Origin of the sequence: Chitinophaga sp., from assembly GCF_036569185.1 — a bacterium.
In the GTDB taxonomy this organism is placed as follows: domain Bacteria; phylum Bacteroidota; class Bacteroidia; order Chitinophagales; family Chitinophagaceae; genus Chitinophaga.
The window spans coordinates 1-11,908 of the sequence record NZ_DATCRD010000120.1; the positions used below are offsets into that span (position 1 = coordinate 1).

General features: G+C 47.9%; 11 protein-coding genes. 6 read left to right on the forward strand and 5 right to left on the reverse strand.

The annotated features are described in order from the left end of the window. Together VIM72_RS08535 and VIM72_RS08540 are read left to right on the forward strand one after the other, a co-directional pair. A partial coding sequence (locus VIM72_RS08535; protein WP_332002417.1) for an ABC transporter substrate-binding protein occupies window positions 1-547 on the forward strand: 547 nt, incomplete at its 5' end. Between the two features lie 112 nt (window positions 548-659). After that, a complete protein-coding gene (locus tag VIM72_RS08540; protein WP_332002418.1) occupies window positions 660-1,436 on the forward strand; it encodes an acyl-CoA desaturase in 777 nt (258 codons plus the stop codon). A 276-nt stretch (window positions 1,437-1,712) separates the two neighbouring features. Here the strand turns inward: VIM72_RS08540 and VIM72_RS08545 are convergent, their stop codons facing one another. Genes VIM72_RS08545 through VIM72_RS08560 form a run of 4 tightly spaced genes read right to left on the reverse strand, consistent with a single transcriptional unit; the run spans window position 1,713 to window position 5,263 of the window. Next, window positions 1,713-2,300 (reverse strand): HAD-IB family hydrolase, encoded by a 588-nt coding sequence (locus VIM72_RS08545; RefSeq protein ID WP_332002419.1) that lies wholly within the window; start codon window positions 2,298-2,300, stop codon window positions 1,713-1,715. Next, window positions 2,297-3,028 carry an SDR family oxidoreductase gene (locus VIM72_RS08550; protein ID WP_332002420.1) on the reverse strand — a complete coding sequence of 244 codons (732 nt, stop codon included), beginning with the start codon at window positions 3,026-3,028 and terminating at the stop codon, window positions 2,297-2,299. The genes VIM72_RS08545 and VIM72_RS08550 overlap by 4 nt, the downstream gene beginning before the upstream one ends. 16 nt (window positions 3,029-3,044) lie before the next feature. Beyond that, window positions 3,045-4,376 (reverse strand): FAD-binding oxidoreductase, encoded by a 1,332-nt coding sequence (locus VIM72_RS08555; RefSeq protein WP_332002421.1) that lies wholly within the window; start codon window positions 4,374-4,376, stop codon window positions 3,045-3,047. Further along, window positions 4,376-5,263, reverse strand: a complete 888-nt coding sequence (locus VIM72_RS08560) for a decaprenyl-phosphate phosphoribosyltransferase (protein WP_332002422.1) — start codon at window positions 5,261-5,263, stop codon at window positions 4,376-4,378. The genes VIM72_RS08555 and VIM72_RS08560 overlap by 1 nt, the downstream gene beginning before the upstream one ends. A gap of 115 nt (window positions 5,264-5,378) precedes the next feature. On the opposite strand from VIM72_RS08560, the gene VIM72_RS08565 reads away from it, so the two are divergent. The 4 genes from VIM72_RS08565 to VIM72_RS08580 all read left to right on the forward strand — a co-directional run bounded on the left by VIM72_RS08565 (window position 5,379) and on the right by VIM72_RS08580 (window position 11,269). Continuing rightward, the gene (locus VIM72_RS08565) at window positions 5,379-7,007 is read left to right on the forward strand and encodes a hypothetical protein (RefSeq protein ID WP_332002423.1); all 1,629 of its coding nucleotides are present in this window, start codon (window positions 5,379-5,381) and stop codon (window positions 7,005-7,007) included. 330 nt (window positions 7,008-7,337) lie between these two features. Next, window positions 7,338-7,952 carry a CGNR zinc finger domain-containing protein gene (locus tag VIM72_RS08570; RefSeq protein ID WP_332002424.1) on the forward strand — a complete coding sequence of 205 codons (615 nt, stop codon included), beginning with the start codon at window positions 7,338-7,340 and terminating at the stop codon, window positions 7,950-7,952. Continuing rightward, a complete protein-coding gene (locus VIM72_RS08575; protein WP_332002425.1) occupies window positions 7,949-8,848 on the forward strand; it encodes an EamA family transporter in 900 nt (299 codons plus the stop codon). The genes VIM72_RS08570 and VIM72_RS08575 overlap by 4 nt, the downstream gene beginning before the upstream one ends. Window positions 8,849-9,082: 234 nt before the next feature. Then, window positions 9,083-11,269, forward strand: coding sequence for a bifunctional alpha,alpha-trehalose-phosphate synthase (UDP-forming)/trehalose-phosphatase (locus VIM72_RS08580; protein WP_332002426.1), 2,187 nt, complete (start codon window positions 9,083-9,085; stop codon window positions 11,267-11,269). Between the two features lie 56 nt (window positions 11,270-11,325). Here VIM72_RS08580 and VIM72_RS08585 read toward each other — a convergent pair. Continuing rightward, window positions 11,326-11,908 (reverse strand): glycoside hydrolase family 15 protein (locus VIM72_RS08585; protein WP_332002427.1); only part of this gene is annotated, 583 nt, incomplete at its 5' end.

An 11,908-nucleotide genomic window follows, 5' to 3' on the forward strand; every position in this document is an offset into this window, starting at 1 on the left:
GGTAAAAGGGTATCCGTGTAATCCCGCCATGGCCCGGCAGCTACTCCGGGAAGCCGGTTTCCCGGATGGTAAAGGATTGCCCGTAATTAAGCTATTGTCTATTCCCATTTACGCAGACCTGGCTAACTATGTGGCTAACCAGCTGGAAAATGTTGGCATCCGCATACAAGTGGAGATTGTACAGAAAAGCCTGCTGCTGGAGCAAACCGCCAAATCCCAGGCGTTGTTTTTCAGGGGCAGCTGGATCGCCGATTATCCTGATGCAGAAAGCTACCTGGCCATGTTCTACAGGAAAAATCCTGCGCCGCCTAATTATACCCGTTATCATAACCCGGCTTTCGACCGGCTGTATGAAGCCTCGCTGGAGGAGAACAACGACAGCCTCCGCTATGCCCAATACCGGGAAATGGATAATATGATCATGGCAGACGCCGCGGTGGTGCCGCTGTTCTATGATGAAGTGGTTCGGCTGGTACAGCCCAATATCTCCGGATTCAGTAATAACGGTATGAATCTCTTAGAGTTACGTCGGGTAAAGAAAAATTAGAATTTAAATTTATTTTAACATTTTATTCACCACCGGGGTTGGTGGTACTGTCTTTATATCGGCTTAATTAGCTTACCTTTGACGCTTATTTGTCACTTTATAAAGTATTGAAATGACGGCGATCCTGATATTCTTTTGTGTGCATTGGTTCTTTTCCTTGTTTTTTCACACATTCTATTTACACCGTTATGCATCTCACCAGATGTATACTACCAGCAAGTTCTGGGAACGATTTTTTTATTTCAGTACCTGGTTTTTCCAGGGTTCATCATACCTGATTCCAAGAGCTTATGGCGTTATGCACCGCATGCACCATGAGTACAGCGATACTGAGCATGATCCGCACTCCCCGCACTTCTTCAAAGACGTATGGGGCATGATGGTGCAGACCCGCAAAATCTACAATGGTTTTGTAACCCGTACCAGCAAAGTGGATCCTAAATTTACCCAGGAACCATTACCGGAATGGGATGCTATGGATAAATTCGGCGACAGCAACATTACCCGCTTCCTCTGGATGGCAGCATATGTAGCATTTTATGTGGCGTTTGTTCCTGCCGGCATGTGGTATCTTTATTTATTGCTGCCTATCCATTTCCTGATGGGACCTGTACAAGGCGCTATCGTTAACTGGTGCGGTCACAAATATGGTTACCAGAACTTCGACAACAACGACCACTCAAGAAACACTTCCCCATGGGGTATTGTACTACTGGGTGAACTGTTCCAGAATAACCACCACAAGTTTAAAGACAGTCCTAACTTTGCCAAGAAATGGTATGAACTGGACCCAAGCTACCAGGTAATGAAGGTCTTGAACTTCATCGGCATCATTAAACTGAAACCTGCAGTGGTTACAGCGCAGATGAAGAAAGCCAAAGCTGCCTGATAAAGCAACTTCGTACAATCAATCTGTTACAATAATAGAAAGTGCCTTGCCGTAATGGCGAGGCATTTTTTATTGCGGATGTTGTCTGACTCAGGATTATGATGATTTCGCTGATTACACTGATTTTATTTTTTTTGAATATTTGTTATAATTAAGAAGATGTGAGCGGATATCCCCCTTCTCATCTTCCCTAACTATAATTCAAAAAGTAAAAATCAGTGTAATCAGCGAAATCATCATAATCCTGAGTCAGACAATTTAGATCGCCGAAGGCGATCACCGGAAGGGCCTGAATGATACGTGCTGCGCCAGCGCCAGCATGGGGCGGTCGCCTTCACTATCGCCGTAGGCGTATATTTCGTGGAAGTTTTCCAGGCGGTAAGCTTCGCGGATGCGGTTTACTTTTTCCACGCCGTTACAATTGATTCCCTGGATCTTACCGGTGAGGTGTTTGTTTTTTACTTCGAGACGGGTAGCCAGGCAAACGATGTTTTCCCGCCTGCACCAGGGCGCTACCCAGTCTTGTGCAGAGGCAGAAACTACCACTACATGATGCCCCTTCCGCTGGTGATCCTTTATAGCTGCCAATGCCTGCGGGCGGATCAGCGAAGGCAGCTGTTCCTTGCAGAAGCGCTCGCAGCCTGCGGAAAAATCCGCGGCAGGCATCTCCCCGAAAAAATACGTGAGTACTTCTTCTTTCATCTCCTGCGCCGGCAGTAGCTTTAATTTAAAGCGCAGCAGCAGCGGCAGCAGTTGCACTACGCCGGCGTACATAGCGGCCCGGCCCCTGTGATAGCGGATAATTTCCCACAAGGTATCCCTAGTGGTGATCGTTCCGTCAAAGTCAAAAAAGGCAATGGTCACAATGACAATTTTTTGAAAATACCTTCAGGTATCAATTTGATAATGAGCATAATGTATCTCCAATGCCACTTTACATACAGCACATTCTTTTTTCGTTTCACTGCTTTGAAAATCGCTGTGGCCACTGTTTCCGGCTGTGCGGTAAGCAGTGGGGGCAGGGGCAGGTGACTGGTCATACGGGTATTTACAAAGCCGGGTTGCACACTCATCACGTGAACGCCACTACGAAAAAGACGGTTTCTTAGTCCGCTAAGATAAGCCGTAAAACCCGCTTTCGCGCTGCCGTACATATAATTGCTCTGCCGTCCTCTTTCACCGGCTACCGAACTGATGCCTATAATGGTTCCCTGCTTCCTGGCTGCGTAGCTTTCTGCTACAACATTTAATATAGAAACAGCGCCGGTATAATTACTGTTGATAATAGTGGCAGCTTCCTCCCAGTTCTCCTGGGCTTTTTCCTGACTGCCCAGGTAGCCGAAAACACAGATGGTCATGTCGGGCACGGCAGGAAGACCGGCGTAAAAGCCGCTGTGCGAGCCGAAATCGGTGGCGTCAAACAAGTGCGTAGTAGCGTTAACGTTATAACGCACCTGCAAATCCTGCTGTTGTGGCACAAGCGCAGCAGTGTTCCTGCCGGCCAGCTGGATATCATATTTTTCAGACGCAAACTTCCGGGCAATGGCAACCGCCATGTCAGAACCTGCGCCAAGTATTAAAAGGGTAGGCATGAGAGGTATTTGGAAACTATTTCGTCAGTAATAAACGTTCCGATTGCAGGGATTCAAAACGCGCGTCATGGTTATATTGTTTTACAATTTCGGCAAACCTGCCGGCATTTGGATAACTGTTCCAGAAAATTTCCTGCTTCATCCTGGCATCTTTCGACAGGTACAAACGGCCTCCGTATTGCAGTACTATTTCATCCAGTTCATCCAGGAATTCAAATAATCCTTTACGGATCGGGAAATCCAGCGCCAGGGTATATCCCTCCATGGGAAAGGAGATAAGGCTGTCCTGCTTGCCAAATACCTTTAATACCGCGAGGAACGAGCCCCATCCTTTTTCACTGATCTTTCTCAGGATGGCGATCAGGCCGTCTTTTTGCTCAAGGGATACCACGAACTGGTATTGTACAAAACCCGCCTTGCCATAACCGCGGTTCCAGTGCAGGATGGCATCCAGGGGGTAAAAAAAAGGCTCATAAGGGATCACCTTATGCATTACCTTTTTATAATTCTTCCCGTAATATAACCAGTTAAAGGCTTTTACGGTAAAGGTATTGAGCACAAAGGAAGGGAGATTGAAAGGAACTGTGAGCTTTCGTTTAGCCGGTAACGTGAGCGGGGCTGCTTTTTGCTTTGCATTCAGTTCTTCCGGGGTAGCATGCTCGCCAACGATAAGGATGCTCCGGCCAAAGGAATCGCCTTTCTGCAGGCAATCGATCCATGCCATGGAGTAGGTGTAGTGCTTGTATTCATCAAACAGCCGGATCACTTCCTCCAGGTTCTTCGCCTTTAACTGTGTTTGCCGGATATAGGCTGTGCTGATCTTTTTAAGCCCGAACTTTACCCGGGTGATCACCCCGGTGAGGCCCATGCCTCCACAGGTGGCCCAGAACAGGTCTTCGTGCCGGGTGGCGGAGCAGCAAACGGTTTCGCCACTGGCGGTTAATACATCCATATCGATGATATGCCCGGAAAATGCACCATCCACGTGATGGTTCTTTCCATGCACATCGGAGGCAACGGCGCCGCCTACGGTGATATATTTGGTGCCGGGGGTAACCGGTAAGAACCATCCTTGGGGAACAATAATATCCAGTATCTGGTCCAGTGTTACGCCTGCCTGTACATCCATCACTCCTGCAGCAGTATCAAAGGAAAGCATCTTGTCGTATTTCAGCATGGAGATGCTGTGTTTGCCCAGGGAGGCATCGCCGTAGCAGCGGCCATTACCCCGTGCAATCATATGTGTATTGGTTACCACATAATTGCGAAGCTCGTCTTCCCGGGTAAAAGCATGTTCATCACTGGCAACAGCAGGGTAGTTCCCCCAGTTGGCTAACCGTTTTTGCATTATTCAAAAAAAGTTTTATCTGTCGGTAAATAAATTAATACATAAAAACTCAGGACCCACAGGAGGATGGTTAATTGAATAAAACGGTCTTTGTATAGGATTTTAGTGGGAGAACCAGTACTGTTCTCCACGTAGGTTATTTGCAAATATCGTAATAATCCGCCAATTACAAACAGGGTGGTGTAATAAAGCCGGTAGGTATGGAACCTGGCCTGGGTTTCAGGCGAAATAGTGTACATCAGGTAAGATACGATGATCACCGCCGAAACAAGGGCCAGCATTACGTTGAGGAAGTCGAGGTTATATCCTTTGGCGGCTTTCCGCATCTCCTTCCCCGAGTCCATTTTAATAAGGATATCGTCCCGGCGCTTGGCGATGGCCATAAAAAGCGCCAGCAGGAACACCATGATCACCAGCCATTCCGAGATGGCCAGTTTGGCAGCTACGCCACCGGCTTTTACGCGCAGTACAAATCCCGTGGAGAGGATCAGGATATCGAGAATGGAGATGTCTTTTAGTCCAACGCAGTAAAGCAGGTTCAATACAAAATAGGTACTCAGTACAAACACAAACTTCTGACCCACCAGGGAGCCGAGGGTATAGCCGGCAACAATACAGATCACGAAAAGGGCCAGGGCAGCAGGTTTGCTGATGGTGCCGGAAGCAAGTGGACGTTTACATTTCACCGGGTGCTGGCGGTCTGCCTCCATATCACGGTAATCGTTGAGTATGTAAATACTGCTGGCAATAAAGCTGAAGGCGAAAAAAGCCACTGCCAGGTCCAGCAGCTTGGAGGTATTGAATATCTCTCCCGCAAAGAACAGGGGAATAAACAGGAAGGCATTCTTTACCCAGTGTTTGGGTCTCAGCAACGTTAAAAATTTCACGGAACCTGGAGTTGTTTGATCAGTTAGATGGGCCTAAATTACAATTTATTCGATTACTTTTGCAGCCATTCATATTACTGGATAATCAGCATTTTACAGCGAATCCCAATCTACTATGCCCAAATTTTCACTGAAAGGCGGTCGCCCTGCCATTGCAGAAAGCTTCATTATCATCGCGCTGGCCCTGGTGCCGTTATTTGTAACATTCCCGTACCGTGTTAATATTTTCCTCTCCTGGGAAGGCGCCTACCGGATATCCTCCGGGCAAATTCCGTTCAGGGATTTTGGCACCCCGCTCGGTTACGGGTTCTGGATTTTCCCTGCTATTTTTTTTAAACTGTTCGGGCCTGAGCTTATTTCCCTGGTAAAAGCGCAGGTGCTCCTGAATATCATGGCCGGGTTTGCGTTCCGCTCCATTATGCGAAGCATGGGAGTGCAACCGGGCGTGCGACTCCTGTCAGTACTGGTATTTGTACTGTCTTATTCCTTCTTTAATTTCTGGCCCTGGTACAATCATACGGTGATCGTATTTGAACTGGTGGGGCTTAGCTTCCTGTTCCGCGCGCTATTTTCAGATAGCCGTGTACGTAAGTATGGCAATATGTTGGGGGCAGCCTTCTTTATTTTCCTGTCTGTTTTTACCAAGCAGGATGGAGGCGGAATGGCCTTTATGTTGTGTCTTTTATTCCTGGCCTACAACAGCCTGCAAACAAGGCGCTGGCTGGACCTGCCCGTTTTTGTAGGTATGTTTGCCCTGGTAGCGGCCATCATGATCCTGCCCCTCATGCCGGGATTCGGGTACTGGTTTAATCATGGGCAGCCGCCTCACAGTTCCCGCCTGGCTATCAACGATTTTACCGATGAAATATTTGGTAGCTCCAGCTGGATCAAAGGTTACGTGGTGCTGGTGGTATTATGTATCGTGGCAAAAGTAAAGGAGTGGGGCGCCTGGTTGCAGCAGCGCCGGGAAGTATTGTTTGCATTGCTCACGCTGGGCATGTTGGGAGAAGCCGCCATTTTCCAGGTAACCAGTTATACGCCGCCAGACAATAACATTTTTTTCCACAGTTTTGCGTTTGCCTTTATTGCTTCTTATTTAATTGAATTACTGAAGATAAATATCAACTCGTTCCGTCCTTTGCTGGGAGCTACTTTCCTTGTGCTCTTCTGGTGGTCTGGCACCTGGTGGAAATACATAGGCCGGTTTACCGACCGTTTGTTCCCCGCACAGGAAATTGCCGCCACAGGCCCTGGTCATGAGAATGTGGTAAACCGTCATAATTTTATGGTGAATACTGATACTACCGATGTGCCGGTATCATCATGGGTATATTCCAGCCTGAAGCCTTTCCGCAAAATATACATGCCCGCATCTACTGTGAAAGGTATGGAGAACATCATGGCGCTTCCCGTGGTAGCTGAAAAGAAGGGCGATATCAAAGTATTAAATATGTCGGAGCTTACCCCGCTGGCTGCAGCCATGCCCTATAAACTGGAAACTGGTCCCGATTACCCCTTATGGTACCACCTGGGAGTAGGGATGTTTAACCGGCAGCTGGCTACCTTCACACAGAAGATAAAGGACCATCATTACGACCTGGTGATTTATGAATATGCCCCCACTTTAAACAACTTTTATCCCTTTGCATTAAGGGGGGAACTGAAGCAACATTACCACCAGGTAGATAGTTTTCTTGCACCAAGAAGACCTACAAATGCGATTATTGAAGTATATGTAAAATAATTAATGTATCCTCAGGAGATAAAATGAAAAGATCATGCTGTCCCCATCGGTGCGGATATTAAAATACTATCATTATCTTATAAAAAATGGCCCCGGAAGGGGTCTTTTTTTATAAGATAAGTAGTTGATTATAAAATTACTGTTTATAGATAGTTCAAGCATCTTCATAAATAAACAGCAACCCTGTTTTTATCCCGTTTATTATTAACCGGTAAAATAACTTTTACCGGTTAATAATATAGACTACCTTTACAAAACCAAATAAAACCGCTCAAAAAAATATCCGCGGAATCATTGTAATCATCATAATCCTGAATAAGACAACATCCAATGTCTGCTCAAAAACTGATCTCCTCACTGCGGCTCGACGGGGGCATTTTATGCCTCGATTTTGTGAACACCATCGATAACCGCAAGAAAGGAATACCGCACGATTATGTAAAAGGTTTTAAAGACCTGCTGGAATGGTATGGGCATACCCGGGCATTATCTCCCAAAATTATCCATACCCTGGAGCGACTGGCGAAAGATTACCCGCAAAAAGCGGGAGTAGTTTTTGAGAAAAGCATCGCGTTGAGGGAATTATTGCACCGCCTGTTTATCGCAAGCCTGGCTAAAAAGAAGCCTGCTGCGGCAGACAGTATGCAGTTCAATACTTACATCGGGGAGGCCTACGCCAATATCGAGATCAGCTGGGTGGCCGGGGCAGGCGCCTTACAATTCAATGCGCCCGCATTGGAACAGGTATACTGGTGGCCCATAAAATCGGCCGTTGAATTGTTTACCTCCGGCCAGTTACCGGAAGTAAAAGAATGCCCCGCCTGCGGATGGCTTTTCCTGGATAAAAGCCGCAACGGATCGCGTAAATGGTGCAGCATGAGCACCTGCGGAGATGTAAATAAAGTAACCCGGAATTATCAACGCACCAAAAGAAAGAAGCCATGAACACTAAGCCGGTATTGTCGTCAAAACTGATTTTCTGCCTCCTGGCTGTATATATTATATGGGGTTCCACTTATCTCGGGATAAAGATAGCCACGAAAGTAGTACCGCCCTTCCTGTTGTCGTCTATGCGTTTCCTGGTGGCCGGCAGTATCCTGTTGCTGGTAGGCGCTCTCCGGGAAAAGACCTGGCCGGAGCGCCGCCAGTTAATGGCTGCCTGCTTAATAGGTGTGCTGCTGATCGGTATCGGGAATACCACCGTGGCCGTGGCGGTAAATTATATGCCTTCGGGGATCGTAGCGCTGATGGTGGCCGCTATGCCCGCCTGGATCATGGGTATGGACTGGGCTTTCTTTAGTAAGCGGCGGCCATCCGGCATGACCATGCTAGGCATCATAGTAGGATTTGCCGGGTTGTTCCTGTTGTTCAACCCGTTTGTTCACCATGAGGAGAGGCAGTTTCCCCTGTGGCCTGTTATTGTTATCGTAGCCGGGAATATCTGCTGGGCCGTTGGTACGCTGCTGGTACCGCGGTTGCCTATGCCTGCCCAGATTACCAGCACCGCTATCCAGATGCTGGCTGGCGGAGTGTTCTCCCTGCTGGTAAGCTTCGTTCTGGAGCCCGGCGGTATCGCCAAATTACCACTGATGACTGCTGAAGCCTGGCAGGCCTATCTCTACCTGGTGTTGATCGGTTCACTGGTAGGCTACACTTCCTATAGCTGGTTATCTAAAAATGCACCGCCACGGCTCACCGCCACCTATGCCTATATTAATCCTATTGTAGCCCTTTTCCTGGGATGGGCCATTGGTAATGAAGCCGTCACCTCCATGATCGGCATCGCCGCTGCCATTGTTATATGTGGAGTGGTATTAATGACACTCGGCCGCAGATCGTAGCGGGAGAGATATTTTTACTTCCTTTTCCCCCTGATAATGTTTATCTTGCATTTTCACACATGTACAGGTTTGGCCCTTTATCCGCTCCGGATAAACCCTGTTGATGAACCATAGCCATTGCAGCAGCATTGTATTTATTTATATATGTAGGTTCCGCTCTTTTGGGTGTATTTTTTGTTTTGTTGGTGCTATTCCAATTGAATGTAATTAAACAATAGATTATATAAACTGACTATGCGAAAGACTATTATTGTATCGAACAGGTTACCAGTAAAGATTACAGAAGCAGACGGGGATTATACCCTTCAACCCAGTGAAGGAGGCCTGGCCACCGGGCTTGGATCCATTTACCGGGAGGGAAATAATATCTGGATAGGCTGGCCGGGCCAGGAAATCACCGACCAGAAAGAACAGGAGAAAGTAACAAAACAGTTGCGGAAAATGAACCTGATGCCGGTTTACCTGACACAGGATGAAATCAATAACTTCTATGAAGGCTTTTCCAATGAAACACTGTGGCCGGTTTTCCACTATATGGCTGTTTATGCCCACTATGAACAAAGTTATTGGGATGCCTATTACCAGGTAAATAAAAAATTCAGGGATATTATTATGAAAGTAGCGGAACCCGGTGATACTATCTGGATTCACGACTACCAGTTACTGCTGTTACCAGGAATGATCCGCGCGGAGATGCCGGAGATCTCCATCGGTTTTTTCCAGCATATACCATTCCCGTCTTTTGAATTGTTCCGCCTCATCCCATGGAGGGCCGAGATATTGGAAGGTATGCTGGGCGCCGATCTGATGGGATTTCATACTTTTGATGACACCCGCCACTTTCTCAATGCCGCCAGCCGTATCCTGCCGGTAAATACTTCTGCCAATGTGGTGTCGTACAACGACCGCGCAATTGTAGTGGAAACATTCCCCATGGGCATCGACTTCAATAAATATGCAGCAATGGGCAGTGATCCCGAGGTACTGCAACAGATCGATTACCTGAAGGAAAACTTCCAGCACGACCGTCTCGTGCTCTCCATCGACCGGCTGGACTACAGCAAGGGAATACTGCAACGCCTCCAGGCTTTTGAACTGTTGCTGCAGCTGCACCCGGAATACATCGGGAAAGTGGTGCTGTATATGATAGTGGTGCCCTCGCGCGACCAGGTGCCACAATACAAGGAGCTGCGCGATGAAATAGATAAACAGGTGGGAAATATCAACGCGCGTTTCCGCACGTTGGCATGGCATCCCATCCAGTATTTCTACCGTTCCTTCCCGCTGGAAACATTATCCGCCCTCTACAATTTTGCAGACATCTGCCTGGTGACACCCATGCGCGATGGCATGAACCTCGTGAGCAAGGAGTATGTTGCCAGTCGCAATAATAACGATGGCGTATTGATCCTGAGCGAGATGGCCGGTGCATCTAAAGAATTAATTGATGCTATCATCGTAAATCCCAACAACATCGGGGCTATTACCCGCGCCATTGTGGATGCGCTGAACATGCCGTTAGCGGAGCAGCAACGCCGCATGAAACAAATGCGCACCGTAGTGGCGAAGTTCAATATCAACCACTGGGTGAAATTGTTTATGACCCGTTTACAGGAAGTGAACGAGATGCAGCAGAACATGCTGGCGCGCCGCGTTAACCAGGAAACAGCAGTGCTGATCAGGCAACAATATTTCAACAGTAAGAAACGGATCATCTTCCTGGACTATGACGGTACCCTGGTGGGTTTCCAGCCCAATATTGATATGGCCTCACCTGATCCGGACCTGTACCAGTTACTGCGGGAGCTGGCAGCCATACCGGGCAACGACCTGGTGATGATCAGTGGCAGGAATCATGAAACGCTGGGAGAGTGGTTCGGGCATCTGAACCTGGATCTTATTGCAGAACATGGCGCCTGGCAAAAAACCAAAGCAGGAGAGTGGTACCAGCTGCCCGGCCTTACCGATAAATGGAAGAAGGAACTGCGGCCTATTATGGAACTGGCTGCCGATCGTACTCCCGGTGCATTTATCGAGGAAAAAAGTTTCTCGCTGGTATGGCATTACCGCAAGGTGGAATCCGGCCTCGGGGAATTACGAGCCAATGAATTGATGAATACCTTACGCTACTTCACGGTGGAAAAAGGATTACAGGTATTGCCCGGCGATAAAGTGATAGAAGTAAAGAATATAGAAATAAATAAAGGCAAAGCCGCCCTGAGCTGGCTGAATCATAAAAAATACGATTTCATCATGGCGATGGGCGATGATGTGACAGACGAAGATATCTTCAAAGCGCTTCCGCATAAAGCCATTACCGTTAAAGTAGGCAGCCAGGTATCTGCAGCGCAGTATTACCTGCGAAGTTATCATGAGGTGCGGCATTTGCTGAGAACCTTACGCAACCGGGAAAGCGTTTAAATAACAAAAGGAGAGGAGCCACGAAACTCCTCTCCTTTAATTTATATATAAATCTACTATAGAAAAATGGGGGTATCCAGTTTCATGGCAATACGGTAGGCGGCATTCATCAGTCCTACGTGACTATAGGCTTGCGGGAAATTACCCCACTGGCTGCCGGTATCGGATTCCACATCTTCACTGAAAAGCAGCAGGTGATTGGAGTATTGCAGCAGCTTGCCAAACTCCCGCTGGGCATCTTCCAGCCGGCCCACACAGGCCAGCGCTTCTACATACCAGAACGCACACACGAGGAAAGTGGTTTTGGGTTTACCGAAATCGTCGGAATGGCGATAGCGGTAAAATAGCCCTTCGGGTGTTTTCAGTTCTTTTTCCAATGCGATGAGATGATCGCGGGCCCGTTCTGAAGCGGGGTCCAGGTAGTTCATCATGATCAGCTGAAGGGTACTGGCATCCAGGTGCTGGCTGCCGGCGGCATTGGTATATACTTTTCTTACCGGGTCGTAGCAGCTTTCAATATGTGCAGCAGCGCGGTTCTTCAGTTCAATAGCCTTTTGCAGCAGTGATTCGTTGCCGATGGTGCGGGCCATTTTTTCGGCAGCGGCGCAGCCGGCCCACTGGAACAGGTTCGTATAACAG

What these genes read in the sequence shown, in the direction of transcription:
- VIM72_RS08540 (WP_332002418.1), top strand. Translation starts at nt 660, where the DNA reads ATGACGGCGATCCTGATATTCTTTTGTGTGCATTGGTTCTTTTCCTTG.
- VIM72_RS08555 (WP_332002421.1), bottom strand. Translation starts at nt 4,376, where the DNA reads ATGCAAAAACGGTTAGCCAACTGGGGGAACTACCCTGCTGTTGCCAGT.
- VIM72_RS08580 (WP_332002426.1), top strand. Translation starts at nt 9,083, where the DNA reads ATGCGAAAGACTATTATTGTATCGAACAGGTTACCAGTAAAGATTACA.
- VIM72_RS08570 (WP_332002424.1), top strand. Translation starts at nt 7,338, where the DNA reads ATGTCTGCTCAAAAACTGATCTCCTCACTGCGGCTCGACGGGGGCATT.
- VIM72_RS08575 (WP_332002425.1), top strand. Translation starts at nt 7,949, where the DNA reads ATGAACACTAAGCCGGTATTGTCGTCAAAACTGATTTTCTGCCTCCTG.
- VIM72_RS08550 (WP_332002420.1), bottom strand. Translation starts at nt 3,028, where the DNA reads ATGCCTACCCTTTTAATACTTGGCGCAGGTTCTGACATGGCGGTTGCC.
- VIM72_RS08565 (WP_332002423.1), top strand. Translation starts at nt 5,379, where the DNA reads ATGCCCAAATTTTCACTGAAAGGCGGTCGCCCTGCCATTGCAGAAAGC.